Below are 26,943 nucleotides of genomic sequence, written 5' to 3' on the forward strand. Positions count from 1 at the left end.
GGAGAAGCGGGTAAAGCAAAGAGCCCGGGACGGAACCCGGCTGCGGCGCTCCGGCGCGGGCAGGGGCTTCGCCGCCAAGGCGGCTCCTACAAGACCACATCCCACCCCGGTAGGAGCCTGCTTGCAGGCGAAGCCCCTGCCAAAGCCAGCCCCACCCCAACGACCGGTGCCTGCGTGGCCCTCAACGCCCCCCTGCGCGCCCACAGCCGTACAGGAGGCCGCGGGATCAGGCGTTAACGGCGGCCGGTTCGGTGGCGCGTTCGCCCAGGCGGCGACCGGTGGCATTGAGCACGGCCTGCAGCGTGGCAGCGGTCGTGTCCTCGCCCAGAGCGACGCCGACCGAGCGTTCGCCGTCCACCTGCACGTCCACTGCGGCCATGGCCCGCGCCTCGGTGCCGGACTCCATCGCATGCTCGTCGAAGTGGCTGACCTTCACCTCCACTCCGCGCTCGGCCTGCATCGCGGCGGTCAGGGCCTCGACCGCGCCATGACCCTCGCCCTGCAGGCGCGACTCGCGCCCGGGCGGGCCCATGGTCGCGTCCAGCCGCACCACCGGGCCTTCCTTCTCGATCTCGTAGCGCACCAGATCCCAGCCGGCGACCGGCGTCAGGTAATGCTGCTCGAACAGCTCGTGGATACGCTTCGAGGAGACCTCGATCTGCGAGGTCTCGGCATCCTTTTGCACGATGCGGGCAAACTCGATCGCCAGCCAGCGCGGCACCTCGATACCGTAATCGCGTTCCAGCACATGCGCCACGCCGCCCTTGCCGGACTGGCTGTTGATGCGCACGACCTCCTCGTAGCGCCGGCCCAGATCGCCCGGGTCGATCGGCAGGTAGGGCACGTTCCAGTGGCCGCCCTGCTCCTTGTAGTGCGCCAGGCCCTTGCGGATCGCATCCTGGTGGCTGCCGGAGAACGCGGTGTAGACCAGCTCGCCCGCCCACGGATGGCGCGGGTGGATGGGCATGTCGGTGCACTCCTTGTACACCTCCATCAGCCGTTCCATATCGGACAGGTCGATGGTCGGGTCGATCCCCTGCGAGTACAGGTTCATGCCGACGGTGACCAGGTCCATGTTGCCGGTGCGCTCGCCGTTGCCGAACAGCGTGCCTTCCAGGCGATCGGCCCCGGCCAGCAGGCCCAGCTCGGCCGCGGCCACGCCGGTGCCGCGGTCGTTGTGCGTATGCAGCGACACGCAGAAGTGCTCGCGGTACTGCACATGATCGCAGAACCACTCGACCTGGTCGGCGAAGACATTCGGCGTGGCCGACTCGACCGTGGCCGGCAGGTTGATCACGACCTTCTGGCCCTGGTCCGGGCGCCAGATCGCGTTCACCGCATCCACGACCTCGACCGCGTAGTCCAGCTCGGTGGTGGAGAAGCTCTCCGGCGAGTACTGGAAGATCCAGTCCGTCTGCGGGTACTTCGCCGCATAGTCGCGCACCCAGCGCGCGCCGTTCTCGGCGATGCCGCGGATACCGTCGCGGTCCATGCGGAAGACCTGCTCGCGCTGCGCCGGGTTGGTGGAGTTGTACACGTGCACCACCGCGCGCGGTGCGCCCTCCAGCGCCGCGAAGGTCTTCTGGATCAGATCCTCGCGCGCCTGCGTCAGCACCTGGATATACACGCCCTCGGGGATGCGGTCTTCGTCGATCAGGCGGCGGGTGAAGTCGTAGTCGATCTGCGAGGCAGAGGGGAACCCGATCTCGATCTCCGTCAGGCCGATATCCACCAGCACCTCGAAGAAGCGCATCTTCTGCTCGACGCTCATCGGGTGCACCAGCGCCTGGTTGCCGTCGCGCAGGTCCACCGCGCAGAAACGCGGCGCAACCGTGGTGCGCTTCGCCGGCCAGCGGCGATCCGCCTTGTCGATCGGCGGGAACGGGGCGTATTTGGTGTGATCGAAGGCCATGGTGCGCGTCTCCTGTAAGGGCGCGGCCCGGGCCGTACAATCGGCCGCCGCGCTGGGGATTTCTGTTTGTGCATTATCCTAACGCATTCATCCGGGCATAACCTTGCGTTTTTCCCTATCAAGGCCTTAGGAGGGATCTATCATTGCGCATTAATGCTCAATATGCGCAATAATCCACCTATGAAACCGCAACCGCACTCACTGGACCGCTATGACCGCCGCATCCTCGAGATCCTGCAGGAGGACGCGAGCCTGTCGAACCAGGCGCTGGCCGAACGCGTCGGACTCAGCCCCTCCCCGTGCCTGCGCCGCGTCCGCGCGCTCGAACAGGCCGGTATCCTGCTGCGCCGCGTGGCGCTGCTGGACCGGCGCCGCCTGGGCCTGGAACTGACCGCCCTGATCCACATCGGCATGGACCGCCACACCCCGGAACGCTTCGCGCATTTCGAGGAGACCGTGGCCGGCTACCCCGAGGTCCAGCACTGCTACCTGATCACCGGCCAATCCGCCGACTACATGCTGCAGGTGGTAGTCCCCGACATGGACGCCTACCAGGACTTCCTGCTGCGGCGCATCACCCGCCTCGAGGGCGTGGACAGCGTGCACTCCAGCTTCGTCCTGCGCCGCGTCGTCGACCGCACCGCCCTGCCACTCGACTACACCCCCACCTGAAACGTCTTAAAACCCAGGGCAAATTCACCACGAAGCCCACGAAGGCACGAAGAAGTTCAAGGGCGATTCACAGGAAGGCTGGAAGGTTAGAAGGCTTTGATGGTGAAGCGTGATGGCAAGCAGACATATGGGGAGCGCTGACTGAATCGTACGCCCCTAAAGTGGCCGCTTCCCAGCATTGCCCTGGTAGCGCCCGTCATGGCCCCTCTATCTTCCAGCCTTCTCTTCTTCCTGTAGACCGTTTTTGACCTGGATCTTGACCTTCTTCGTGCCTTCGTGGGCTTCGTGGTGAATCCGCCCTTGCCCTGCGGCGAGCCCTCCGGATACTGTATATATAGACAGATACCGGAGGGCGCCTTGTGTCGCTTACTGAACGCCAGCAGGCCATCCTCGACTACATCACCGAGACCGTCGCCAACCAGGGCACGGCACCGACCCGCAGCGAGATCGCCCGGGCCTTCGGCTTTCGCTCACCCTACGCGGCCGAGTGCCACCTGAAGGCGCTGGCAAAAAAGGGCGCCATCGAACTGCTGGGCGGCACCTCCCGCGGCATCCGCCTGCCGGGCGCGGTGCGCAGCACACCGCGCGAGCTGCCCCTGGTCGGGCGCGTCGCCGCCGGACTGCCCATCCTTGCCACCGAACACATCGAGCGCCACTACCGGGTCGACGACGCCCTGTTCCGTGCCCACCCCGACTACCTCCTGCGCGTGCATGGCGAGAGCATGCGCGACGCCGGCATCCTCGACGGCGACCTGCTGGCCGTGCGCCAGACCCCGGAGGCCCGGCCCGGTCAGATCGTGGTTGCCCGCATCGAGGACGAGGTCACCGTAAAGCGCTTCGCGCAGGACGGCCCGCGGGTGCGCCTGCTCCCGGAGAACCCCGACTTCGCCCCCATCGAGATCGACCTGGAGCGCCAGGAACTGGCCATCGAGGGGGTCGGCGTGGGCGTTCTGCGCGATCTCGACCCCCAGGCCTGAGTTATGGGCGCGCTGGATACCCTGCTCGACCATCCGGCCCTCTGGCGCGGACGCAGCGCCACCCCGGCCCCGGATGCCCCGGTCTGGCCCAGCGGCCACGCGGAACTCGACCGGGCCCTGGGCGGGGGCTGGCCACGCGGCCAGCTGGTCGAACTGCTGGGCGCCCCGTTCGGCTGCGGCGAGACCCGGCTGCTGGTCCCCATGCTGACCGCCTGCGGCCAGGACGACTACTGGATCGCGGTGATCGCGCCACCGGCTACCCCCTGGCTGCCGGGCTGGCAGACCCTGGGCATCCCGCCGGAGCGGGTACTGCTGATCCACACCGAGCACGATCGCGACACCCTTTGGGCCGGCGAGCAGTGTCTGCGCGACCCGGCCTTCGGCGTGCTGCTCGCCTGGCTGCGCCGTCCCGTGGAGACAGCCCTGCTGCGCCGGCTACGCCTGGCCGCCAGCGAGAGCCGGGCCTGCGCCGTCCTGTACCGGCCGCCGGACGCCGCGGCCCAGCCCTCGCCGGCCCATCAGCGCCTGCGCTGGCAGGCCGCGGCCACCGGCCTGGAACTGCACTGCCTGAAGGGGGCCGGCCACTGGGCCCGCTCCGGCCAGCCTCTGTGGATTCCCGAAGCACCGGGGGCCTGAAATGGGCCAGCCCGCCCGCCCCGCGCGCGCAGCCACACCCCCCGAACCTGCCCGGCAGCAACTGAGCCTGCTGCCGGCGGCGCCCGCCCCCGCGCCCACTCCCCGGCCACCGGAGGCACGCCCCGCCAGTGCCACCCGGGCGCGGCGGGAACACTGGATGGCCATCGAGCTGCCGCACCTCGCGCTGGAGTCCCTGGCCCGGGCGGGACCGGAGCCGGAGCGATTGCAGCGCCCCCTGCTGGTGGTGACGTCCGGCGCGGCACCCCGGGTGCACACCGCCAACCGCGCGGCGCGGCGCGCCGGTGCGCGACCCGGCATGGCGCTGGGGGATGCGCTGGCCGTGCTGGATACCCCGGAACTGGTCGAACATGACCCGGACGCCCTGCGGACCCAGCTGGAGATGCTGGCCGGCGTACTGCTGCGGTTCTCCGACCATGTGCACCCGGAACCGGAGGCCCACCGTATCCTGATGGAGGTCGGACGCAGCCGCCGCCTGTTCGGCGGCCTGGAGGCGTTGCGCCAGCAGGCGCAGGACACCCTGGCCGGCCTGGGTTTCCATCCCCGCATCGGGCTGGGGCGCAGCCCCGCCGCCGCGCGCCTGCTGGCGCACCTGCGCAACCCCGCGATCGCGGAGGACCCCGAGAGCCTGCGCCGACTGCTGACACCCGTGCCGCTGGAGGCCCTGCCGCTGGCCGACGCCACCCGCGAAGGCCTGCGCGCCTTGGGCCTGCGCCAGCTGGGCGACCTGCTGCGCCTGTCACGCGCCGAGCTGGCCCGGCGCCACGGACCGGAACTGCTGGACCTGCTGGATCACCTGCTGGCCCGACGCGTGGAGACCCTGCCCCGCTTTGCGCCACCTCCGGTGCTGGATTTGCCCCTGCGCCTGGAGCACGAGATCCACGCCACCACGGCCCTGGCCTTCCCGCTCAAACGGCTGCTGCGCCAGGCCGAGGCCCAGTTGCGCGGCCTGAACCGCAGCCTGCAGGGGATGACCCTGGAACTGACACATCGCGAGGCGCGCACCCGGCTGACGCTGGAACGCGGACAGCCGGGCATGCGCGCCGACGAATGGCTACCCCTGTGGCAGACTCGTCTGGAGCGCGAAACCCTGCCGGAGGCCGTCATCGGCCTGCGCCTGCGGGCATCCCGCCTGCTGGATCCCCCGGACCGGGGCGACAGCCTGCTGGCCGGGGACCCGGCGAGCACGCCACCGGCGGATCAGCTGCCCGCGGTCCTGGCCCGACTGCGCGCCCGCCTGGGCGAGCCGGCGGTCACCCGCCTGGTCAACCGCCGCACCCCAAGGCCGGAGGAGGCCCAGGGATCACGCCACGATCTCGCCGTTACTCCGGCCCCGGTCGCCCCGACACCGGGCCAGCGCACCGTCGGGGCGGCCCTGTGGCTGCAGGGCCCCGACCCCGCCACCCCGCCCGACCAGCCGCAATGGCTGGGGCGGCTGGAAGACGGCTGGTGGGACCATGGCCAGGATGCACGGCGCGACTACGCCCGGGCACTCGATCGCCAGGGCCGCCGGCTCTGGCTGTATCGCTGCCTGCGCAGTGGCCAGTGGTATCGCCAGGGTTACTGGGGCTGAATCCGCGCCGGATACACGCCCACCGCCCCCGCCCGTCAGCGGTGGTATTCGCCCGCCCGCTCCGGCTGGTACTCGACCTCCACGATGCGCACATGCATCTGCCCGCCACCCGGGCGCGGCCACTCGATCTCGTCCCCCTCGGAAAGCCCCAGCAGGGCGCTGCCCACCGGCGCCAGGATCGACAGCGTGCCGCCGCTTTCATCCACGTCCCGCGGGTATACCAGCGTCATCGAGAATTCCTCGCCGGACTCGGTCACCCGGAACCGGACCTTCGAGTTCATCGTCACCACCGCACCCGGGATCTCGTGCGAATCCACCACATCCGCACGGTCCAGCTCGGCCTCCAGATCGGCCTTGCCCGGAAAGGCATCCTCCGGCAGCGATTCCAGCAGCTTGTCCAGACGCTCCATGTCCGTGGTGGAGACGATGATCTTCGGCTTGTTCACGTTCACACTCCAAATACACGACGCGCCCCCGGAGAGACGCGCCAGAGAAGAAAATTCAGGGATTTTCCGGAAACCGGGAAACGAACTTCGAGATTAGCCAAGTCTCGACGAAAAAGCGATCCAGCCAGTCACGGCACTGGAATATCGATCCGCCCGCACACTCACTACCGGCCCTCGCCGTCCCGCCAGGCCGCATAGCCGCCGCGCAGCACATGCGCATCGATCCCCATCGCCCGCAGGCTGTCGGCCACCAGCTGGGACCGGCCACGCCCCCCACAGAACACCACGACGGGCTGCTGGGGGTCCTGCATGTGGGATTCGATGGTGGCCTCCAGCTTGGGCCGGGGGATATTCACCGCGCCCTCGATCGTACCCTCGGCCGCCTCCTCCGGCTGGCGCACGTCCACCAGCAGAAACGGCTTCCCGTCCTGGCGCCAGCGGGCCACCTCGGCCGGTTCCAGATGCGGCAAACTCTGTTCCAGATCACCAATACGTTTCTCGAAAAGACTCACGGCCACACTCCGAATCGTGGGTAGGCCACCATCCTATCGCGCGAGCTCAAAGGGACGGACGCACCAGCAGCGGCACCACCCGAACCGTAAACAGCGCCAGGCCGATCAGCGCCGCCAGCGCACCCACCGCCGTCAGCATCGCAACCCCCAGGATCCAGCCCAGGCCCATCCCCACCACGGCCAGATGCACCAGGATCTGTGGTGCCCAGACCCACAGCCAGCCGCCCGCGATCGGGTGCCCGGTAAAGCGCGGCAGCATGTGCTCGCCCAGCCCCATGATCAGCAGCAGCAGAAAGCCCAGGGTAAAGCCGTGCAGCGCCGCCGGCCGGGCCGCGCCCTCCAGGAAAAAGCCCCCCAGCGGCAGCGCCGCCCCCGCGATCAGCAGCCAGACCATTGCCCCCAGCACCGAGGCCCGGCTGGAGGGCGACAGGCCCAGCCCCACATGCCGGGCCGCCTTCTGCGTACGCTCCGGGGCGGCGCCTACCAGTTCGGTGGCGGCCGTGCGATCCAGCAGACCGATGTGCTTGAGCTCGCCATCCACCACCACCGCCGGGATGGAGCGGATACGCAGCCGGGTGGCCAGCTCGCGGCCTTCCGGCTGGCCCATGTCCACCACCGCGAAGTCGATCTGTTTGTCCTCGGCCACCTGACGCCAGATGCGCTCGGCATCGTGACAGGAGGCACACCATTCGGATACCAGCAGTTCCACCTTCATGAATCCGTCTCCCCCGGCTCAGTCCGCGCAGCGCATGCAGTGGATGTCGTAACGATCGATCCATTGCTTCAGACCGGTGATCGCCTCGGGGCCGGTGTGCAGCCGCTCCAGCGCCTTTTGCGGGTCGTCCGGGCGCATCACCACCACCCAGGCATCGGTGTAGGGCGCGACGTTCACCAGACCCGGATCGGCCTCCACCGCCGGATTGATACGCTCGATGGTGCCGTCGAACGGGGTCGGAATGCCGCCCGCCCACTTGCCCGACTCCAGCCGCGCCACCGGCTTGCCCGCGGCACGGTGCGAACCCGGCTTGCGAAAACGGAAGTACTGCACACGGCCCGCCATGGTCTGCGCCGGATCGGTAATCCCGAGGGTAAAGGTCCCGTCGTCCTCCGGCCGCACCCAGACGTAGTCCAGGTCGTAGAACAGGTCGTCGGGCAATTCGCAACCGTTGTATTCCTCGCGTGCCATGGTTATGCCCCCTTCGGACCGTAGTGGCGCACGGTCAGTGCGATATTCACGGCGAACAGGATCATCGCCCCCCAGGCCATCGCGCCACCCACCGCGACCGTCGCGTTATGGAAGACCAGCCAGCCGGCGACCATCACCCACAGCCCGATGTTGGCCAGCAGGAACTGCGCATGCCCCAGGCGTTCGGAGAACAGGGACCGCCCGGAAAAGCGCGGCAGCACATGCAGCCCCACGCCATAGATCATCATGGTCACGAAGCCCAGCAGCATCAGGTGGCCGTGGATGCGCGGCACGTTGCCCGGGATCAGGCCGGGATGCACCAGCCAGAGGATGCCGAGCAGCCCGCCCAGCAGGGCATAGACCAGGGCCGCGAGGATGAACATCCGGTTTCGAGGGTGCATGCAATGCTCCTTGGCAGGTTTTACCCAGCATACTTTAAGCTATATTCAGTATACATTGATCGAGATCAACACCCGCTCGCGTCCGATCGGTAACAGTCACCCTTCAGGAAAACCCGCCAAGGCCGCAACTGCCATGCATCTGCAACTCCACGAGACCGTCCCCGGATTCCAGCAGCCTGTCGAGCTGCTGCGCGCCTGTCATCGGCGCATCCTCAACTCCCTGGACATCCTCGAGCGTCTGCCCGCCCACCTCGCCGCAAAGGGCGCTGACGAGGAGGCGCGCACCGCGGCGGCTCGGGTCCTGAAATACTTTCACGAGGCTGCCCCCAATCACCACGCGGACGAGGACGAGGATCTGTTCCCCCTCCTCCAGCGGCACTGCGACCACCCCGACAGCCACCCCCAACTGTGCGAATGGCTGGAGCGCCTGAGCGCGGAACATGCCGAGATCGAGGCCGGCTGGGACCGGCTGGAACCGGCCCTGCAGCGAATTGCCGACGGCTCGACCGCGGAACTGACCGGCGCAGAGGCCTGGATCCGGCAATACCGCGTGCATCTCGACCTGGAAGAGCGGGCCGTGCTGCCGTTCGCCGAGCACCTGCTGAGCCCGGAAGAGCGCCACACCATCGGTGCCCGCATGGCCGCAAGGCGCGGGATCGGGAGCGACGATGGCTGACTTCCTGCTCGATCTGCGCGGCTTGGGCGACCATGCCCATACGCGGGCCTATTACACCCTTCGCGAACTGCGGCCGGGCCAGGTCTTCGAGGTCTGGCTGGACCAGGAACCGAAGCTCCTGATGGACGCCGTCGGCCTGCAGCTGCGGCATGCCATCCACTGGCGGGGTCTCGAAAACGGGCCACCGCTGTGGAAGCTCGCGGTGCAGCGCCGCGAGGATGTCGCCCCGGTGGATCTGGTCGACCTGCTGGAGCGCGACCACCTGCGCATCGACCGCCTGTTCGCCAGCGCCCTGCACAAGGTGAACGCCGGCGATCTCGAGGGGGCCGCACCGGATTTCCACGCCTACGTGGATGGCCTGCGCCGCCACGTGGAGGTGGAAAACGAACTGATCGTGCCGCTGCTGGACCTGCCGCGCAGCCCGAACGGCCAGGACCCGACCTCGATCATGCTGCGCGAGCACGACGAGATCCTGGAACAGACCGCGATGCTCGAGCATGAATTCAGCGAAGGGGTCGACGAGGCCTGGGCCGTGGCCCCGTTCTTCGCCCTGATCTCCGGCGCGCTGGCCAAGCACGAGGGCCGCGAGGAGCAGAACCTGTTCCCGCACTGGAGCCGCGCCCTGCGCGAACAACCGGACGCCGCCGCCGAACTCCTGGAGCGTGCGCAGGCCCGACTCGCAGCCTCCTGATCGCTGCGTCGCGGGCGGCGCGACGCGACCGCTTCAGCGAGCCGTAACGGGGCGAAGCGGCGGCGACAGGCGGGCCAGCGCCCAGAGACCCAGCAACGGGCCGGGCAGCAACAACCACAGGACCCACAACCCGCCATCCGCCCACAGCCAGCTCGTCAGCCAGATCGCCGGCAGGGTCAGGGAAAAGCCAATCGCATTCATGACGCTCAGCGCGGACCCCACCGCGTCCGCCGGCGCACTGTCCGCGGCCAGCGCGGAGAACTGCGGCGAGTCCGCGATCACCGTCAGGCCCCACAACGCCAGCAGGCCGAACAGCAGCCAGGGCGAGTGCCCGGCCAGCAGCGGATACAGCAGACAGGCCAGGCCCGACGTCGCCAGGGCCACCCGCGCCACGCGCAGACTCCCCAGGCTCCGGCTCAGGCGGCCGCCCCAGACGCAGCCGGCCAACCCCAGCGCGATCACGCCGAAGGCGAGCCACGGGATCAGCCCGGCATCGGCCTCCAGACGCGACAGCTCGCGCGCCACCAGCAGCGGGACCAGCGTCCAGAAGGCGTACAGTTCCCAGCAATGCCCGAAGTAGCCTCCGGCCACGGCCCGGAAGTCCCGCCGCCGCAATGCACGAAAACCCTTGCCCAGACCCGGTGTGCGCCCCGGAGGTGGCAGGTGGGGCCCATCCCCCAGGCGCAGGATCAGCAGTGCCGCCAGCACCGCCAGGAAAGACGCCAGCAGCACCGGGATCGCCCAGGGGAAATCGAGCGTGGCGCCGCGCAGCAGATGCGGCAGCGCGGTGCCCAGAGTCAGCATGCCCAACAACCAGGACAGGGCCCAGCCCTTGTACTCGGGCGTCCAGGCAATCACCAGCTTCATGCCCAGGGGGTAAACCCCGGCCAGCGCCAGTCCGACCAGGAACCGCGTGAGCAGGGCCATCTCCCAGACACCGGCCAGCAGGATAAACATCGCGTTCAGTCCGGCCCCGGCCACGGCAGAGATCGCGAACAGCCGGCTGGCACGAAACCGGTCCGCCAGGCCGGTCGCGGCCACCGCCAGCGTTCCGGTGATGAAGCCCGTCTGGGTCGCCATGGTCAGCCAGCCGATCTCGGCCGGCGACCAGCCCAGTGCCTGCTGCAGCGACAACCCGACCCCGTTGACCGAGAACCACAGCGACGTGCCGAACAGCTGTGCCACCACGATCACCAGCAGGGGGTGACGACGAATCCAGAGCGCCGTCACCGTACGCGACCGTTCATAGGCGTCGAACCGCCCCGATCAGCGACTCGCGCCACGGATCCAGCGCTTGAGCAGGGCCACCAGCGCGCCCCCGGAGACGAGCCCCAGCAGGTAGATCCCGACGATCAGCAACGCCAGTGGCAGCGTCACATGCAGGGTCAGGAAATTCAGGGTCACCAGTCGCAGGTTCTGGATTGCAAAGATCGCGACCACCGCGACGAACACGATGATCAGCAGGGAGTAGACGTACCGCATGCGACCTCCCGGGTCAGTCGGGCCAAACGCTCAGGTTCGGGCGCCCCGGGGTCAGCGTCAACCGGCACGAGGCGGCGACCTCAAGGGTTTCCCCGAGTGTCGGGATGGCTGCAGTGGTCGCGCAGCGGGCAGCCTTCGCACCGCGGTCGCGGGCGGCAGCGCTCCTTGCCATGCTCCACGATCAGCGCATGCAGGTCGTTCAGGGCGGCCACATCCGGCCCCAACTCCGTCTCGACGTGGCCACGCAGCTGATCATAGGGGGCCTGCGCCTGCGGGACCTCCAGGCGCTCGAACAGACGCCGCGTGTAGGCATCCACCACGAAGACCGGGCGGTCGAAGGCATACAGCACGATATCGTCGGCCGTCTCCGGGCCCACGCCCTTGACGCCCAGCAACGCCGAGCGCAACTCGGCCGTTTCCAGCGCGGTCAGTCCCTCGACACCGCCGGATGCCTCAAGGAAGCGCAGCAGATGCCGCAGCCGGTCGGCCTTCACGTTGAAGTAGCCACTGGGACGAATCCGCTCGGCCAGTTCTTCCGGGTCAAGCGCCATCAGTCCTTCGGGCGAGAGGGCATCGATGGCGCGCAGGTTGTCCAGGGCCTTCTCGACGTTGGTCCAGCTGGTGTTCTGGGTCAGTACCGCACCGACCATCACCTCGAAGGCGGTATCGGCCGGCCACCATTGCAGGTCGCCGTACTCCGCACGCAGGGCCTCCAGAAGGTCGGGAATCCGCACGTGGCGTTACCGCTGGCGACGCCCGCCCGATTTGCCACCGCCCGCCGGGCGCCCGCCGGAACGACCGCCCGAGGGCTTCGCGCCCCGGCCACCACCGCGACCACCAGGGGATGCCGGCTTGCCCGACTTCTTCGGCGGCGAGGAACTCCAGCCGTCCTCGCGCGCCGCCCGACTGTTGCGCGACTTGCCGGCCGCCGCCGGCTTGCCGGGCCGCTGCTTGCTCCGGGGGTCGCGGCGCGGTCCGCCCCGCCCGCGAGGGCGCGCCGATTCCGGGATCGGCAGGTCCGCCGCCGCGTACAGCCCGGCCACCTCGCGGCTCTCCAGGTCGCGCACCGCGCCGGTCTTCAGACCCCGCCCAAGGACCACCGGCCCGTAGCGCACCCGGATCAGGCGGCTGACCGTGACCCCGACGGCATCCCACAACCGCCGCACCAGGCGGTTGCGCCCCTCGCTGACGATCACGTGATACCAGTGATTGGCGCCGTCCCCGCCCTGCTCCTCCAGACTGTCGAAACGCGCCGGGCCATCCTCCAGCTCCACGCCCTCGCGCAGCATGTCCAGCGTGGCCGCCGGCACCTCGCCGAGTACCCGCACGGCATACTCGCGTTCCAGCGCCATGCTCGGGTGCATCAGCCGGTTGGCCAGCTCACCGTCGGTGGTAAACAGCAGCAGGCCCGAAGTATTCAGGTCCAGCCGGCCTACCGCCACCCAGCGCTGCCCCTTCAGACGCGGCAGGCTGGCAAACACCGGTCGCCGGCCCTCGGGATCGGAGCGGCTGCAGATCTCGCCCACCGGCTTGTGATACACGATCCAGCGGTGCGGGTGCTCCGGGCGCCGCACGATACGCCCGCGCACGCGAATCACGTCGTGCTCGTCGACCTGATCCCCCAGCCGCGCGGTCCGGTTGTTCACCTGCACCTCGCCGCGCTCGATCCAGCCCTCGATCTCGCGCCGCGAACCCAGCCCGCGCGCCGCCAGGACCTTCTGTACCCGCTCCGACATTCCCGGAACTCCAGCAACTCATTAAGATGGGCGCCACGATACACCAACAGGACGTTGCCATGACCGATTCCACGCCGGAGACCACCCCCGTCCGGACGCCGCTGAACATCGCTGTGCTCACCGTCTCCGACAGCCGCGAACTGGCGGAGGACCGCTCCGGCGATGCCCTCGTGGAACGCCTCGAAGGCGCCGGCCACCGCCTGGCCGATCGCGGGATCGTGAAGGACGACATCTACGCCATCCGCGCGGAGCTCTCGCGCTGGATCGCCGACCCCGAGATCGATGCGGTGCTCACCACCGGCGGCACTGGCATCACCGGCCGTGACGGCACACCCGAGGCCGCCTCGGTGCTGCTGGACAAGACCATCGAGGGCTTCGGCGAGCTGTTCCGCATGCTCTCTTATGAAGAGATCGGCACATCCAGCCTGCAGTCCCGCGCCCTTTCAGGGGTCGCGAACGGCACCTACCTCTTCGTACTGCCCGGCTCCACCGGCGCCTGCCGCACCGCCTGGGACCGCATCATCCAGGCCCAGCTCGACGACCGCACCATGCCCTGCAACCTCACCATGCTGATGCCGCGCCTGACGGAGTCCTGAGGGAAATACGGATTTCACCACGAAGAGCACGAAGGCACGAACAAGGCCAAGCTCGAAAGCGGACCTGATTAGCAACGAGAGTCGGCCAGTCACGGAGATCCTCCGGAGGCGGCATAGCCAGCCGCAGGTCGCTGTAATCCGCGCCTTTCCTGGAATATCACCAGCGCCGCCCTTTACCCCTGCATCGTCATCCCGGCCGGAGCGTAGCGAAAAGCCGGGATCTCCCCCGTCGGGGCAACCCCTGCCGCCAGGATCCCGGATAGCGATTACCGGGAAATCCGTCCGTACCGAAACGCGATACACCGTTCCCACAAGAAAAATGCCCAAAATGCTCTAAAAAAGCCTTTGGGCGTGCCGCTACCCCCTGTATCGGGTGCGGCGCTCACACGGATCTGCTTGTCGCCCTCCGACTAGAACAACGAAATGGAAGGACAACGCGATGACATCCCTGAACCCCCTCTCCAGTGTCGGCTTCGGTACCCGCCTGACGCTGATGATCCTGTCTCTCATCGTGGGCGCGATCCTCATCGTTGCCACCCTCATCTTCTTGCAGTACCGCGCCTCCTACACCGACGCGACCATCGACCGGCTTCACGCAATGGGCGAATCCAACGCCCAGTCCTTCAACGAATGGCTCCTGGGGCGGCAGGATGAAATGCGCTACCTCGCAGGCCTCGATGCAGCTCGCGGCATGGACCTCGATGAACTCGAGCACCTGATCGAGCAGATCGCGTCGCTGCGCGGTGAATACGACACGATCTTTGTCGTGAATGCCGACGGCATGGGCGAGGTCGGAGTGGCCTTCGACGGACAGGCGCGCGTCCTCAGCCGCGAGGAGGCGAACGATTTCAATGTGCCCGACCGGGCATGGTTCCAGAGCGCGATCAGTGGGGAGGACACCTTCTCGCGGCCGGTGGTTTCCCGCGCGACGGGCAATCGGGTCAGCACCGTCGCAATTCCGATCGAAGGACCGGATGGCGAACCAATCGCCGTGATGCGCGGGGCGGTGCAACTCGACACGATCTTTGATCGGGTCAACGCGATCGATCTCGGCGAAGGATCCGAGATCTACCTCGTAGACCGCGACCGGCATCCCGTGACACCGGTTGAATCGGCCCCCGATACGGACCAGCCAATCGACACCCGGGCTGCACAGGCGATCGCCGCGGGTGACAGTGGGGTCGGACGCTACCAAAACGCAATCGGGACTGCGGTGATCGGTAGCTTTACCGACATCCCCCTGCTTGGCTGGGGCCTGCTGATGGAGCTCGACGAAGGGGTCGCACTGGCCGAGCTGCAACGCGCGCTTTGGTGGGTCGTCGGCCTCACCATCGCCATCCTGATCGCGGCCTCGCTGATCAGCCTCGGGGTAATCCGCAACGTCCTGCGCACACTAGGGGGCGATCCTGCCTACGCATCGGACGTCGTCCGCCAGGTGTCGGAGGGCGACATGACCGTCCCGATCCAGCTGCGCAAGGGCGATGACTCGTCGTTGCTCGCGGCCATCGCCACCATGCAGTCCCGCCTGCGCGAACTGATCGGCAGCGTTCGCGGCCATGCCGAGGAAGTCGCCTCGGCCGCTACCGAGCTTTCACACATCAACGAAGAGACCGACAAGGGTGTAAATCGCCAGAACGCCCAGCTCAGTGACGCGGCCGCAGCGATCAACGAGATGACCGCGACCGTCGAGGAGGTCGCCCGCAACAGCCAGAGCACGGCAGATGTCGTGCGAGAAACCACGGAACAGGCCCAGAGTGGCCGCAACGTGGTCAGCGCATCGGTCACCTCGATCAACAAGCTCTCGAACGAGATCCAGAGCACCGCCGAGGTCATCACGGCGCTCAAGGGTGACAGCGACAATATCGGCGACATCCTGCAGGTCATCAACAACGTCGCCGACCAGACCAACCTGCTGGCTCTGAACGCCGCAATCGAGGCAGCGCGCGCAGGGGAAGACGGTCGTGGGTTCGCGGTGGTCGCCGAGGAGGTTCGCAACCTCGCCGTCCGCACGCAGGAGTCAATCACCGAGATTCAGCAGATGATCGAGGCGGTGCAGAAGCGTGCGGATCAGGCCGTAACGGCGATGGCCGCCAGCCAGACCCAGGCCCAGGATGGCGTGGATCAGGTCAACCAGGCGGGCACGTCGCTCGAACAGATTGTCGCCGCGGTCGAAAAGATCGAGGACATGACGCGGCAAATCGCGAGCGCAGCCGAAGAGCAGTCGGCTACCTCCAACGAGATCAACCGCAATATCCACTCGGTCAGCGAAGTCTCGGAGCACAACGCCACCAATGTCGTACAAATGGGTCAGGCTAGCGAGACCCTGGCCGGGTTGTCCGAGCAACTGCGCGAGATCGTCAACCGCTTCAAGGTCTGACGCCGATCAGGACGCGTGGGGGACATGGGGCCAGACGGTCTACCCCGCGCGCCCCCCGCTTTCGGGTCCGAAACACACCGGCGAGGCCCGCTCGTCGTTCGTCGCCTCCTCGGCGAGTTCGGCGTCGAGGAGTTCCCGCAGGACCGCCGCATCGCTGTGCTCCTCGTTTCGGGTGGCCGTCAGCGGGGTCAGGCGGCTACGCCGGGCATACCCCAGCAATCAGGCCCATGCATCGTCGGGAGCGGCCGCCAGTTCCGCCCGATACCGGCGACAGAATTCGGGCCAGCACGCCACGTTGTGGCCAAACCAGCGGCGCAGATCCGCGGACGGGGCGAGCGACTTTTCCCAGGCATCCAGCGCGAGCGCCGATTTCTTCACCCCGCGGGGCCAGAGGCGGTCGACCAGCACACGGGCCCCACCCTCGGGATCGACCGGATCGTAGACGCGCCGGATCCGCACCCGCTCCATGCCGCGATTACCGGTCCACGTGGGTCTGCAGCCAGTATTCGAGCAGGGCTGCGTGCCAGAGCTTGGAGCCCTGGATGCGGGTGAAGTACTGGTCCGGGGCATCCAGCAGCCTGTCGATGTAGGCCGGCTGATAGAGGCCGCGCTCGCGCGAGGCGCGCGAGGTCAGGATGTCGCGCATGAACTCGAGGAAGTCCCCGCGCACGTATTTGAGTGCCGGCACCGGGAAGTAGCCCTTGGGCCGGTCCAGCACCGCGTCCGGCAGGCGCCCGCGGGCGATGCGGCGCAGCACGTCCTTGCCGCCGTCGCCCAGCTTCAGGTGCGGCGGCATCGCGGCGGCCGTCTCCACCAGTTCGTGATCCAGGAACGGGACCCGCGCCTCCAGGCCGAAGGCCATCGTCATGTTGTCCACGCGCTTGACCGGATCGTCCACGATCAGCGTGGTCACATCCAGCGCCAGCACCGCGTCGATGAAGGAATCCGCGCGGTCGGTCTCGAGTTCGGCAAACTGCTCGCGCAGCCAGTCGCCGGTCACGTCGTTCGCCGGCGGGTGGCGCAGCATCTCGGCCATCTCGGGGTGGTCGCGGTCGAAGTAGTGGCGGCGGAAACGTTCCACCCAGTCGCCGTGACGGTCCTCGGCCATCTGCGGGTACCAGAAGTAGCCGCCGAAGACCTCGTCCGCGCCCTGGCCGGACTGCACCACCTTCACATGCTGCGAGACCTGCTCGGACAGCAGGTAGAAGGCCACCGCGTCCTGGCCGAACATCGGCTCGGCCATCGCCCCGACCGCCTCCGGCAATCGGGCCAGCACCTGGTCGTTGGGGATCAGCGTGGCCTGATGGTCGGTGGCGTAGCGCTCGGCGACCGGATCGGAGTATTCGAACTCCGAGCCCTTCTCCTCCGGCTGATCCTCGAAACCGACCGTGAAGGTGCGCAGGTCCTGCGCCCCCTCCTCCATCGCCAGCGCGACCAGCAGGGAGGAGTCCAGCCCGCCGGAGAGCAGCACGCCGACCGGCACGTCGGCCACCTCCAGGCGCCTGCGCACGGCGCTGCGCAGACTGTGCTCGATACGCTCCTGCCATTCGGCGTCGGACACGGCCGCGTCCGGGCGGTGGGCATGCAGCGTCCAGTAGCGCTGCAGACGTTCCTGGCCGCGCGCATCGATGCTCAGGTAATGCCCCGGCTCCAGCTTGCGGATGCCACGCAGCACGGTGCGCGGCGCGGGCACCACCGCGTGCAGCGAGAACAGCATGTGCAGTGCCTCGGCATCCAGTTCGGTATCCACGTCGCCCGCCGCCAGCAGCGCCTGGGTGTTGGAGGCGAAGCGGATGCCGTCGCCCGTGCGCGCCAGGTACAGCGGCTTGATGCCCATGCGGTCGCGCGCCAGCAGCAGGCGCTGGGCGTGGCCGTCATACAGGGCAAAGGCGAACATGCCGTGCAGCCGGGCGACGATGCCCTCGCCCCACTCGGCATAGCCGCGCAGGATGACCTCGGTATCGCCGGTGGAGAAGAAACGATGGCCGCGGCCCTCCAGCTCGCTGCGCAGGGCGCGGAAGTTGTAGATCGCGCCGTTGAACACCAGCGCGAGCCCGGTCTCCGGGTCGAACATCGGCTGGTGCGCGCGCTGCGACAGATCCAGGATCGAAAGGCGCCGGTGCCCCAACGCGACCCGCCCGGAGGCCCACAGCCCGTCGGCATCCGGCCCACGCCGTTCCAGGCAGGGCAGCATGCGCGCCACGGCCTCGCCGCTGGCGCGCCGCTCACCCCAGACGAATTCTCCTGCGATCCCGCACATTGGTTCTTTCCTTGTGATTGGGTATTGCGCTCAGGCTTGCGGGCACGATCCGGCGCGGGCCGGCGCTTCGCGGGCAAGCCCGCTCCCACAAGCTTTGCCTGACTATGAAGGCTCGCCTCGGAAACCCTGTTCCAGTGCTGCCATCAGGGACTGGCTGGCCACGCCGGCGCGGTCACGATCGGCATGCGTAATGTAGAACGGCACCCGGTGGCGCGCCCCGGCCTCCAGATCCAATTCGACCAGGCGGCCGTCGGCAAGATCCCCCGCGATGCGATCCTCCGGCACCCAGGCGAACCCGATGCCCGAACGCAGGATCTCGCAGGCCGTGCCCATGTGCGAGACCGTCCAGCGCTGGTCCGCCTCGACCCAGCCGCCCTGGCCACCTCCATGGTCGCCGGAATCGCGCACCACCACCTGGCGGTGTGCCTGCAGATCGCGCCGGGTCAGGGCCGCTTCCGCCTGGGCGAGGGGATGCGAGGGATGCGCGACGCAGACCATCGACAACTCGCCCAGACAGCTCCCGAGATAACCGGAAGGCAGTTCCGGCCCCAGCAGGATGTCCACGGCCGCTTCCCGGAGCATGTCCGGCCCCCCGCTCAGCACCACCTCGTGCAGCTGAATCCGGGTGGCCGGGTAGGCCTTCGAGAAGGTCTCCAGCGCCCGGATCACCGGCTCGCGCGGCAGCAGCTGATCCACTGCCAGCCGGATCTCGGATTCCACCCCTGCCGCCAGCGCGCCGGCCAGGTTCTCGATCTCCGCCGCCTCTTCGAGCAGATGCCCGGCCCGGCGCAAAAGCGCCTCGCCCGCCGGGGTGAGTACGGCCTTGCGGCCCTGCACCTCGAAGACATCCACCCCCAGCTGCTCTTCCAGCTTCTGCACCGCATGGTTGATGCTCGACGGACTCTTGTGCACCCGTTCGGCGGCACGCGCAAAGCCGCCGGCCTCCACCACCGCCTGCAGCATCCGCCACTGTTCAAGGGTGACACGCATCAATCGGCCCGCTCGGACAGGCCCATGGGGCCGCGCCCTGTCAGTGTTCGTCGGGGCATCCGCAACCCGGCTTGTGAGTGCGCGCATGCCACTCCTCGCGCAGGCGGGCATAGGCGGCGCCGGTCAGCAGTACCAGGTGTACGGTGGAGGGATAGATTCGGCCATCCAGGCGCAGGGTCTCGGTCAGTTCGGGGTGGCTGCCTTCGGGGATGTAGAAGAAATCCGCGCCCTCGCGCAGCTGGTCCTTGCGTGCCTTGAACAGGCGAAAGGCCGTGCCCTTGGGCACCCCGTTCCAGTCGTCGATCTGGCGCAGGCTCAGCGTGGCATACCCGGCGTGAATGATCGGCTCGGGAACCGGACCGGCCGCGGAACCTTTCTGGCCGTGAAACCGTCCCGCGCTCCGGGGGTCTTCAACTGTATCGGTATCCATGCTGGCATTATGCACACACCGCCTTCGCGGCTCACCACGCAACCCCATTCAACCGGGACACGAAATGGAATTTCTGCAGGAATACGGACTCTTCCTCGCCAAGGCCGCCACGGCCGTAGTCGCCGCGCTCATCGTGCTGAGTGCGTTCGCCGGCCTGCTCGCCCGCTCGCGCGAGCGACGGCCGGACCGCCTGCAGGTCAAGCGCCTGAACGACCGCTTCGAGCGCATGGAGAAAACCGTGCGCCGAGCCGTTGAACGCCGCCGTGGTCGGCTCGAGCGTCTGCGCGCCTGGAGCCGTCGCAAGCTGGGGCGAGCCCACGATGCCCCGTCGCAGGCGGAAGGATCGGGGAGCGCGGACATGACGCAATCCGCCGATGCGCCTCCGGACGACGGTTCGACGACCGAACGCCCCCGCGTGTACGTGCTGCGTTTCGACGGCGACATCCGCGCCTCCAGCGTCGAAAGCCTGCGCGAGGAAGTCACCGCGATCCTCACGATGGCGCGGCCGGACCAAGACCGGGCGATTGTCTGCCTGGAAAGTCCCGGGGGCCTGGTCCCCTCCTACGGGCTGGCCGCCGCCCAGCTGGCCCGCCTGCGTGAAGGGGGGCTGGACCTAACCGTGGCCGTGGACCGCGTGGCCGCCAGCGGCGGCTACATGATGGCGGCGGTCGGCCACCGCATCGTGGCCGCCCCCTTCGCGGTGCTGGGCTCGATCGGCGTGGTCGCGCAGATTCCCAATTTTCACCGCTGGCTGTCACGCAACGACATCGACGTCGAACTGCTGACCGCCGGCGAGTACAAGCGCACCCTGACCATGCTGGGCGAGAACACCGACGAGGGCCGCAAGAAGTTCCGCGAGCAACTCGAAGAGGCGCATGAGCTGTTCAAGACCTTCCTGGCCCGCTACCGCCCGCAACTGGACCTCGAGCAGGTCGCCACCGGGGAACACTGGTACGGCGAACAGGCCCGCGAGATGGGGCTGGCCGACGAACTGCGCACCAGCGATGACCTGCTGCTGGAACTGACCCGCGAGGCGGACGTATTCGAACTGACCTATCACCGTCCCCAGACGCTGGGCCGGCGCATCACCTTCGCGATGGAATCGGTCCTCGAGCGCGTACTGCGGAACCAGGGGCCCGAGACCCGCATGTAGCGTCCCGCGTCGCAAGGAACGTTTCGCTACGGCAAAGCGTCCACCCTTCACGAGGCAAAGCAACCAAGGAGCCACTCATGAACCGGAAAAACCGTCCCGTAACCCGACTGCTGCTGATCCTGCTGGCCGCCGTCAGCCTGCTGGCCACCCCGTTGGTTGCCGGCGCGGACGATAACCTGCCGTGGGGTTCCGCCGAGAAGATGGATCGCCCCTACGAGCCCCGCAAGGTGGTCTATGACGTCTACACCAGCAGCCCGCGCGAGCTGGAAATGGTGCTGGATCGGGTGAGCATGCTGAACAATGTCTACGAGGCCGACCCGTTCGAATCGCACATCGTGATGGTGCTGCACGGGCAGGAAGTGCCTTACTTCACCCGCGACGAATTCGACGAGCACGAAGAACTGATGCGCCGCGCCCGCTCGCTGACCCAGGCCGGCAATATCGAGTTCCGCATGTGCGAAGCCTCCGCCCGCCTGCGCGGGATCGAGCTCGAGGACATCCACGGCTTCGTCAACGTCGTGCCGATGGCCGACGCCGAGATCATCGAACTGCAGCATGAAGGCTACCTGCTGATGCAGTGACGCAGGCCTCGGCACCTGCCGCCCTCTGGCGGACGCCGGAGCCTTTTTTCCGGCCGCTCGAACATGGCCGGCGTCCGCCCGCCCCGGCAGACTGCCCCCCCCGAATTCAGGCCCCGAACCGACCATCGTCGCGAGGGGCCCTGCAAAATCTGTATCGATCGTCTACCTTCCCCGCCTTGGGTTTTCCACGCAGGTGCAACCCGGGGCAACGGCCCACCGCTCTCCGGCCCGACCTGTTCAATTCTCCCCGAGACAAGGACCTCGTCATGAAAAAGACTCTGCTCACTGCCCTGCTGCCCCTGGCCCTGACCGCGACACCGGCGCTGGCCGTCGACGTCCCCGGCATGATCGCCAAGGCCAGCCCGCATTCGGCCTCCGAGACCCTGGATCGGCTGGAGAACGCGCTCGCAGCCAACGACGTCGGCGTCGCCCTGCGCTGGGACCATGCGGCAAAGGCCGACGGTGTGGACATCGACCTCGGTCCTACCGAACTCCTGCTGTTCGGCAACCCGGCACTGGGCAGCCACATGTTCACCAGCCAGCAGACCGCGGGCATCGACCTGCCAATGAAGGCCCTGGCCTGGACCGATGACGACGGCCAGACCTGGCTGGCGTACAACGATCCGGAATGGATGGCCGAACGCCACGGGATCGACGACCGGGACGACATCCTGGACACCATGAGCAATGCGCTGGACAACCTGACCAGCGCGGCCATCGCGGAGGACTGAGCCCTCCTCGGGGTCACATGCAACCAAGTGACCCCGGCCGCTCGCAGCGGGCGGCTAATTCGCTGGGGAAACACTGATCCATGTACACACTCGCGCTCGAGTCGCTTTGGCTCGCGAACAAGGCGCGGTGCGCGGCCGGTAGTGGTTCTACCGGCCCGTTGTTGGCGGATTCGGGCCGCAAAGCAGGATCGGGGAACCCGGGGTGCCGACGCGAGCGTGTACATGGATCAGTGTTTCCCTATAGTGGGGCTTCCACCCGCACCGGGAGCCGACGTGGATCACCCGTCCCCTTCCAGCCAAACTACACCGCAAACCCGCGAGGCGCCCATCCTCGGCTGGCGCGAATGGGTCGGGCTCCCCGATCTCGGGATCCCCGCCATCAAGTGCAAGGTCGATACCGGCGCGCGCAGCTCTGCGCTCCACACCTTCCACATCGAGCCGTTCACCCGTGACGGTCACGAATGGGTACGCTTCGGCATTCACCCTCACCAGCACGACGCCACAACCGAGGTCTGGTGCGAGGCCCCGGTACTGGACATCCGCCGCGTCACCGACTCCGGCGGACACAGCGGCGATCGCTATTTCATCGCCACCCGCGTGCAACTGGGCCCGCTGCTGTTGCCCGTTGAGCTTTCCCTGACCAGCCGCGATACCATGCTCTTTCGCATGTTGCTTGGCCGCGAGGCCATGCGGGGTCGCTTCCTGGTCGATCCCCAGGCCTCGTTCATTGCCAGCCATCGTCCGTCAACCCCGACAGCCCAGCAGGCGCCTGAATGAAACTCGGCATCCTCTCGCGTAACAGCAAGCTCTACTCCACCCGACGCCTGGTCGAGGCCGCCGACCAGCGGGGCCACGAGGTCCGTGTGGTGGACCCGCTGCGCTGCTACATGAACATCACCGCGCACAACCCGCAGATCCACTACAAGGGTGACATCCTCGACCAGTTCAACGCGGTCATCCCGCGCATCGGGGCGTCCATCACGTTCTACGGCACCGCCGTGCTGCGCCAGTTCGAGATGATGAACGTCTATCCGCTGAACGAGTCCGTCGGCATCTCGCGCTCGCGCGACAAGCTGCGCAGCCTGCAGCTCCTGTCGCGCCGCGGTATCGGCCTGCCGGTCACCGGGTTTGCACACTCGCCGGACGACATCGACGACCTGCTGGCCACCGTGGGCGGCGCGCCCTGCGTGATCAAGCTGCTGGAAGGCACCCAGGGCCTTGGGGTGGTACTGGCCGAGACCAAGCAGGCGGCCGAGAGTGTCATCCAGGCCTTCATGGGCCTGAAGCAGCACATCCTGGTGCAGGAATACATCAAGGAGGCCAAGGGCTCGGACATCCGCTGCTTCGTGATCGGCGACAAGGTCGTCGCCGCCATGAAGCGCCAGGCGAAGGAAGGCGAGTTCCGCTCCAACCTGCACCGTGGCGGCAGCGCCACGCTGTGCCGCATTACCCCGGAAGAACGCGCCACCGCCGTGCGCGCGGCCAAGGTGATGGGGCTGAACGTCTGCGGTGTGGACCTGCTGCGCTCCAACCACGGCGCAGTGGTCATGGAGGTCAACTCGTCGCCCGGCCTGGAAGGCATCGAGAACGCCTCCGGCAAGGACGTGGCGGGCATGATCATCGACTTCATCGAGAAGAACGCCAAGCCCAACCGGACCAAGACCAAGGGCCGCGGCTAATGGCGACTCCGCGGGCCGTTCGCAACGACCCGATCACGATCGGCGGCATCACCGTCCGCCCGGGCGAACGCCGCACGGTGGAGCTGGAACTGGGGGCGCTGTACACCCACACACCCACCAACATGCCGGTTCAGGTCCTGTGCGGCCGGCGCAAGGGGCCGGTGCTGTTCGTCAGTGCCGCCATCCACGGCGACGAGATCAACGGCGTCGAGATCATCCGCCGCCTGCTCAAGGTGCCCGCCCTGCGGCGCATGAAGGGCACCCTGATCGCCGTGCCCGTGGTGAACATGCACGGCTTCATCAACCAGAGCCGCTACCTGCCCGACCGGCGCGACCTGAATCGCTGTTTTCCGGGATCACAGAAGGGCTCGCTGGGCGCCCGGGTCGCGCGGCTGTTCATGCGCGAGATCGTCCAGCGCTGCACGCACGGCATCGACCTGCATACCGGCGCCATCCACCGGTCCAACCTGCCACAGATCCGCGCCAACCTGGACCATACGGAAACCCGCGAGCTCGCCCGCGCCTTCGGCGCACCGGTAATCCTCAACTCCGCGCTGCGCGACGGCTCCCTGCGCGAGGCGGCCGCGGAACGCCAGATCCCGATCCTGCTCTACGAGGCCGGCGAGGCCTTGCGCTTCGACGAGCTCTCCATCCGCGGCGGGGTACACGGCATCATCGAGGTCATGCGCCACCTGGAGATGCTCCCGGCCGTGCGCCGGCGCCCGCGAAAAGAGCCCATCATGGCCCGCACCAGCGGCTGGGTCCGGGCGCCGCAAAGCGGCATCCTGCGGACCTTCGTGCGCCAGGGCGATCGCGTCGTCCGCGACCAGACCCGGCTGGCCATCGTCTCCGACCCCTTCGGCGAGACCGAGACCGAGATCCTCGCCCCCGCCTCCGGCATCATCATCGGCGAACTCAACCTGCCGCTGATCAACGAGGGCGACGCCCTGTTCCACATCGCCCAGTTCAACCGCACCGACCTGGCCGTGGAACGCCTCGAAAGCTTCCAGGAAAACCTGGAGGCGAGCGACTATCCCTACGCCGATCCGCCCCCGCGCGAAGGCCCCTGAGCCCGCACACCCGCCGGAAGGTGGTGTCAGTGGCCGATGTCCTCGTGCCACAGCTCGGGGTGGTTCTCGATAAACGACCGCATCAGTTCGCGGCAGCCCGGGTCCTGCACCACATCCACCTGAATGCCGTGCCCGCGCAGCCAGTCCTCCTCACCGAGAAAGGACTCATTCTCGCCAATGATCACGTGCGGAATACCGTAGAGAACGATGGCCCCGCTGCACATCGCGCAGGGCGACAGCGTCGTGTAGAGCGTGCACTCGCGGTATACCTGCGCGGGCTGTCGCCCGGCGTTCTCCAGCGCATCCATCTCGGCATGCAGGATGGCACTGCCCTGCTGCACGCGCCGGTTGTGTCCGCGCCCGATCACCTCGCCCCGGTGCACCAGCACCGAACCAATCGGGATCCCCGCCTCACCGAGGCCTTCGCGCGCCTCGTCCAGCGCCATCTCCAGAAACGGATCCATCGTCGTCATCCAGCCACCTCCTCCTGCAGGACAGCCACCGACGATAGACGAAGTGGCCGCGCGATACCGAATTCGCTCGGGGGAGGGAGTGTCGTCAGGGCTGGAAACTCAGACGTGGGCGCTGAAGTCGCCGCGGCGGGGCTGGCCGAGGAGGTACAGGAAATCCGCCTCGCGCAGGTGCACGAGGGATTCGTGGTCGCCGGCCTCGAGATACACGTCGCGCTGTTCCAGCAGGCTTTCGTCCACCAGGGTCTCCAGCCCAAAGGCCGGCCCCAGGGCGGGGATGGCGCCGCGTTCGCAGTCGGCAAACACGCGGGCCACCTCGTCCTCGGTGGCCAGGCCCACATGCTCGCCCAGCAGCCGGTGCAGGCGTCCCAGTTTCACGCGGCGCGTGGCCGGCACGATGGCCAGGCGGTACTGCCCGTCCTCCTCGACCAGCAGCACCGCCTTGGCCACGGCGTCACCCGGCACATGGGCCGCCTCGGCCGTGCGGCTGGCCGAGTCGGAATGCGGATGGTGCACGACCTGGTAGGTCACCGCATGCTCGTCGAGAAAGTTGTTCAGGGTCCTGGAAATACTCATGGCGCGCCCTCCGGCAAGGCCTTAACCCGACTATAGACCCCACCGGCAACGCCGGCGGCTGCGCCCGACACCCGCGCCGGTACAATCGCACCCATGACCGCGTTCTCCGTCCTCGACCTGGCCCCGATCACCGCCAATGGCGACACCGGCCGGGCGCTGCACAACACCCTGGATCTGGCGCGCCACGCCGAGACGCTGGGCTTCCGGCGCTACTGGCTGGCAGAGCACCACAACATGCCCGGCATCGCGAGCGCCGCCACCGCCGTCGTGATCGGCCAGGTCGCGGCCGCCACCGAACAGATCCGGGTGGGTGCCGGCGGCATCATGCTGCCGAACCATGCACCCCTGGTGGTCGCCGAACAGTTCGGGACCCTGAACGCCCTGTACCCCGGCCGCATCGACCTGGGACTTGGCCGGGCACCCGGGACCGATCCGACCACGGCCCGCGCCCTGCGCCGTGCGCCGGACATCGACCTCGAGGAATTCCCCCGGGACGTCGCCGAGGTGCTCGGCTACCTGGACGATCCGCAGCCGGACCAGGTGATCCGCGCCATCCCCGGCGCCGGCCAGCAGGTGCCCGTCTGGATCCTGGGTTCCAGCCTGTTCGGCGCCCAGCTGGCGGCCCGCATGGGACTGCCCTACGCATTCGCCTCGCACTTCGCTCCCGGGCAACTGATGGACGCACTGGCGCTGTACCGGAATCAGTTCCAACCGTCCGCATGGCTGGACCGCCCCTACGCGATGCTCGGCTACAACGTGTACGCCGCCGACACCGACGACGCGGCCCGCACCCTGGCCAGCTCCATGGAACAGGCGTTCATCAGCCTGCGTCGCGGGCGCCCTGAACCGATCCAGCCCCCCGTCGAGGGCTACCGCGAGCGGCTCGACCGCGCCGAACGCGCGATCGTCGAGCAGACCATGGCCTGCTCCGCGATCGGCGCACCGGACACGGTGGAGACCGAGATCCGCCGGTTTCTCGAGCAGACCGGCGCTGACGAACTGATCGTCACCACCTCCACCTTCGATCACGCGGCGCGACGGCGCTCGCTGGAACTGACCGCGGCGGTACGCGACCGGCTCGCCGGGGACGCTCGCTAAGACGCGGTTCACCC

30 protein-coding genes and 1 pseudogene are annotated in these 26,943 nt (G+C 68.0%); 15 read left to right on the top strand and 16 right to left on the bottom strand.

Going from position 1 to position 26,943, the window contains the following annotated elements; all coding sequences use genetic code 11:
- Positions 1-226: 226 nt before the first annotated feature.
- A complete protein-coding gene (locus F614_RS0106390; protein ID WP_019558541.1) occupies positions 227-1,912 on the bottom strand; it encodes a 2-isopropylmalate synthase in 1,686 nt (561 codons plus the stop codon).
- A 180-nt stretch (positions 1,913-2,092) separates the two neighbouring features.
- On the opposite strand from F614_RS0106390, the gene F614_RS0106395 reads away from it, so the two are divergent.
- The 4 genes from F614_RS0106395 (at position 2,093) to F614_RS0106410 (ending at position 5,788) form a co-directional block, all read left to right on the top strand.
- A complete protein-coding gene (locus F614_RS0106395; protein ID WP_018866164.1) occupies positions 2,093-2,584 on the top strand; it encodes an Lrp/AsnC family transcriptional regulator in 492 nt (163 codons plus the stop codon).
- Positions 2,585-2,943: 359 nt separating this feature from the next.
- Entirely contained in the window at positions 2,944-3,561 is a 618-nt protein-coding gene (gene lexA / locus F614_RS0106400; protein WP_018877574.1) for a transcriptional repressor LexA, read from the top strand.
- A gap of 3 nt (positions 3,562-3,564) precedes the next feature.
- Positions 3,565-4,197 (top strand): translesion DNA synthesis-associated protein ImuA, encoded by a 633-nt coding sequence (gene imuA, locus F614_RS0106405; protein ID WP_018877575.1) that lies wholly within the window; start codon positions 3,565-3,567, stop codon positions 4,195-4,197.
- A 157-nt stretch (positions 4,198-4,354) separates the two neighbouring features.
- A complete protein-coding gene (locus F614_RS0106410; protein WP_018880368.1) occupies positions 4,355-5,788 on the top strand; it encodes a DNA polymerase Y family protein in 1,434 nt (477 codons plus the stop codon).
- A 35-nt stretch (positions 5,789-5,823) separates the two neighbouring features.
- On the opposite strand, the gene rnk is transcribed toward F614_RS0106410, so the two are convergent.
- The 5 genes from rnk to F614_RS0106435 form a co-directional block, all read right to left on the bottom strand.
- The gene (gene rnk / locus F614_RS0106415; protein WP_018866160.1) at positions 5,824-6,234 is read right to left on the bottom strand and encodes a nucleoside diphosphate kinase regulator; all 411 of its coding nucleotides are present in this window, start codon (positions 6,232-6,234) and stop codon (positions 5,824-5,826) included.
- A gap of 164 nt (positions 6,235-6,398) precedes the next feature.
- The gene (locus tag F614_RS0106420) at positions 6,399-6,746 is read right to left on the bottom strand and encodes a rhodanese-like domain-containing protein (protein ID WP_018874975.1); all 348 of its coding nucleotides are present in this window, start codon (positions 6,744-6,746) and stop codon (positions 6,399-6,401) included.
- 46 nt (positions 6,747-6,792) lie between these two features.
- Positions 6,793-7,461: a thioredoxin family protein gene (locus F614_RS0106425; protein WP_019558542.1), complete on the bottom strand. Its 669-nt coding sequence runs from the start codon at positions 7,459-7,461 to the stop codon at positions 6,793-6,795.
- 18 nt (positions 7,462-7,479) lie between these two features.
- Positions 7,480-7,932 carry a glycine cleavage system protein H gene (locus F614_RS0106430; RefSeq protein WP_018866157.1) on the bottom strand — a complete coding sequence of 151 codons (453 nt, stop codon included), beginning with the start codon at positions 7,930-7,932 and terminating at the stop codon, positions 7,480-7,482.
- A 2-nt stretch (positions 7,933-7,934) separates the two neighbouring features.
- Complete coding sequence (locus F614_RS0106435; RefSeq protein WP_038037158.1) at positions 7,935-8,333, bottom strand: hypothetical protein; 399 nt, start codon at positions 8,331-8,333, stop codon at positions 7,935-7,937.
- A gap of 133 nt (positions 8,334-8,466) precedes the next feature.
- Between F614_RS0106435 and F614_RS0106440 the strand changes: the two genes are divergently transcribed.
- Entirely contained in the window at positions 8,467-9,009 is a 543-nt protein-coding gene (locus F614_RS0106440) for a hemerythrin domain-containing protein (RefSeq protein ID WP_018880366.1), read from the top strand.
- Positions 9,002-9,700 (top strand): hemerythrin domain-containing protein, encoded by a 699-nt coding sequence (locus F614_RS0106445; RefSeq protein WP_018880365.1) that lies wholly within the window; start codon positions 9,002-9,004, stop codon positions 9,698-9,700. The genes F614_RS0106440 and F614_RS0106445 overlap by 8 nt, the downstream gene beginning before the upstream one ends.
- Positions 9,701-9,733: 33 nt before the next feature.
- Here F614_RS0106445 and F614_RS0106450 read toward each other — a convergent pair whose 3' ends face one another.
- The 4 genes from F614_RS0106450 to rluB form a co-directional block, all read right to left on the bottom strand.
- Complete coding sequence (locus tag F614_RS0106450) at positions 9,734-10,894, bottom strand: nitrate/nitrite transporter (RefSeq protein ID WP_026329818.1); 1,161 nt, start codon at positions 10,892-10,894, stop codon at positions 9,734-9,736.
- Between the two features lie 72 nt (positions 10,895-10,966).
- Positions 10,967-11,182: a lipopolysaccharide assembly protein LapA domain-containing protein gene (locus F614_RS0106455; protein WP_017941597.1), complete on the bottom strand. Its 216-nt coding sequence runs from the start codon at positions 11,180-11,182 to the stop codon at positions 10,967-10,969.
- An 80-nt stretch (positions 11,183-11,262) separates the two neighbouring features.
- Positions 11,263-11,916 carry an endonuclease III domain-containing protein gene (locus tag F614_RS0106460; RefSeq protein ID WP_018866152.1) on the bottom strand — a complete coding sequence of 218 codons (654 nt, stop codon included), beginning with the start codon at positions 11,914-11,916 and terminating at the stop codon, positions 11,263-11,265.
- A gap of 6 nt (positions 11,917-11,922) precedes the next feature.
- Positions 11,923-12,918, bottom strand: coding sequence for a 23S rRNA pseudouridine(2605) synthase RluB (gene rluB, locus F614_RS0106465; protein WP_019558544.1), 996 nt, complete (start codon positions 12,916-12,918; stop codon positions 11,923-11,925).
- 59 nt (positions 12,919-12,977) lie between these two features.
- On the opposite strand from rluB, the gene moaB reads away from it, so the two are divergent.
- Together moaB and F614_RS0106475 are read left to right on the top strand one after the other, a co-directional pair.
- Positions 12,978-13,514 (top strand): molybdenum cofactor biosynthesis protein B, encoded by a 537-nt coding sequence (gene moaB, locus F614_RS0106470; protein ID WP_018866150.1) that lies wholly within the window; start codon positions 12,978-12,980, stop codon positions 13,512-13,514.
- Positions 13,515-13,953: 439 nt separating this feature from the next.
- Positions 13,954-15,891, top strand: a complete 1,938-nt coding sequence (locus tag F614_RS0106475; RefSeq protein ID WP_018877584.1) for a methyl-accepting chemotaxis protein — start codon at positions 13,954-13,956, stop codon at positions 15,889-15,891.
- A gap of 39 nt (positions 15,892-15,930) precedes the next feature.
- On the opposite strand, the pseudogene F614_RS14965 reads toward F614_RS0106475, so the two are convergent.
- The 4 genes and pseudogenes from F614_RS14965 to F614_RS0106500 all read right to left on the bottom strand — a co-directional run bounded on the left by F614_RS14965 (position 15,931) and on the right by F614_RS0106500 (position 19,571).
- Positions 15,931-16,359, bottom strand: a pseudogene (locus F614_RS14965) (DUF488 domain-containing protein).
- A gap of 7 nt (positions 16,360-16,366) precedes the next feature.
- Complete coding sequence (locus F614_RS0106490) at positions 16,367-18,151, bottom strand: N-acetylglutaminylglutamine amidotransferase (protein WP_018880359.1); 1,785 nt, start codon at positions 18,149-18,151, stop codon at positions 16,367-16,369.
- A 102-nt stretch (positions 18,152-18,253) separates the two neighbouring features.
- On the bottom strand, positions 18,254-19,141 hold the full coding sequence (locus tag F614_RS0106495) for a LysR family transcriptional regulator (protein ID WP_255349390.1): 888 nt from the start codon (positions 19,139-19,141) through the stop codon (positions 18,254-18,256).
- 40 nt (positions 19,142-19,181) lie between these two features.
- On the bottom strand, positions 19,182-19,571 hold the full coding sequence (locus F614_RS0106500) for a hypothetical protein (RefSeq protein ID WP_018881142.1): 390 nt from the start codon (positions 19,569-19,571) through the stop codon (positions 19,182-19,184).
- 64 nt (positions 19,572-19,635) lie between these two features.
- Here F614_RS0106500 and sohB point away from each other — a divergent pair, with 64 nt between their 5' ends.
- The 6 genes from sohB to F614_RS0106530 all read left to right on the top strand — a co-directional run bounded on the left by sohB (position 19,636) and on the right by F614_RS0106530 (position 24,785).
- The gene (sohB, locus tag F614_RS0106505; RefSeq protein WP_018881141.1) at positions 19,636-20,724 is read left to right on the top strand and encodes a protease SohB; all 1,089 of its coding nucleotides are present in this window, start codon (positions 19,636-19,638) and stop codon (positions 20,722-20,724) included.
- A gap of 77 nt (positions 20,725-20,801) precedes the next feature.
- Positions 20,802-21,305, top strand: a complete 504-nt coding sequence (locus F614_RS0106510; protein WP_019558545.1) for a DsrE family protein — start codon at positions 20,802-20,804, stop codon at positions 21,303-21,305.
- Between the two features lie 266 nt (positions 21,306-21,571).
- Positions 21,572-22,036: a DUF302 domain-containing protein gene (locus F614_RS0106515; RefSeq protein ID WP_018866141.1), complete on the top strand. Its 465-nt coding sequence runs from the start codon at positions 21,572-21,574 to the stop codon at positions 22,034-22,036.
- A 273-nt stretch (positions 22,037-22,309) separates the two neighbouring features.
- Positions 22,310-22,813: an ATP-dependent zinc protease gene (locus tag F614_RS0106520; RefSeq protein ID WP_018866140.1), complete on the top strand. Its 504-nt coding sequence runs from the start codon at positions 22,310-22,312 to the stop codon at positions 22,811-22,813.
- The gene (gene rimK, locus F614_RS0106525) at positions 22,810-23,715 is read left to right on the top strand and encodes a 30S ribosomal protein S6--L-glutamate ligase (protein ID WP_018876384.1); all 906 of its coding nucleotides are present in this window, start codon (positions 22,810-22,812) and stop codon (positions 23,713-23,715) included. The genes F614_RS0106520 and rimK overlap by 4 nt, the downstream gene beginning before the upstream one ends.
- A complete protein-coding gene (locus F614_RS0106530; RefSeq protein WP_018866138.1) occupies positions 23,715-24,785 on the top strand; it encodes a succinylglutamate desuccinylase/aspartoacylase family protein in 1,071 nt (356 codons plus the stop codon). Before rimK ends, F614_RS0106530 begins: the two co-directional genes overlap by 1 nt.
- 26 nt (positions 24,786-24,811) lie before the next feature.
- Here the strand turns inward: F614_RS0106530 and F614_RS0106535 are convergent, their stop codons facing one another.
- Together F614_RS0106535 and F614_RS0106540 are read right to left on the bottom strand one after the other, a co-directional pair.
- Positions 24,812-25,249: a nucleoside deaminase gene (locus tag F614_RS0106535; protein WP_018866137.1), complete on the bottom strand. Its 438-nt coding sequence runs from the start codon at positions 25,247-25,249 to the stop codon at positions 24,812-24,814.
- Positions 25,250-25,357: 108 nt separating this feature from the next.
- Complete coding sequence (locus F614_RS0106540; RefSeq protein WP_018876381.1) at positions 25,358-25,831, bottom strand: aminoacyl-tRNA deacylase; 474 nt, start codon at positions 25,829-25,831, stop codon at positions 25,358-25,360.
- A 93-nt stretch (positions 25,832-25,924) separates the two neighbouring features.
- Here F614_RS0106540 and F614_RS0106545 point away from each other — a divergent pair, with 93 nt between their 5' ends.
- On the top strand, positions 25,925-26,929 hold the full coding sequence (locus tag F614_RS0106545) for an LLM class flavin-dependent oxidoreductase (RefSeq protein ID WP_019558547.1): 1,005 nt from the start codon (positions 25,925-25,927) through the stop codon (positions 26,927-26,929).
- Positions 26,930-26,943 lie beyond the last annotated feature (14 nt).

The sequence above is a fragment of the Thioalkalivibrio sp. ALE12 genome (assembly GCF_000381105.1).
Lineage (GTDB): Bacteria > Pseudomonadota > Gammaproteobacteria > Ectothiorhodospirales > Ectothiorhodospiraceae > Thioalkalivibrio.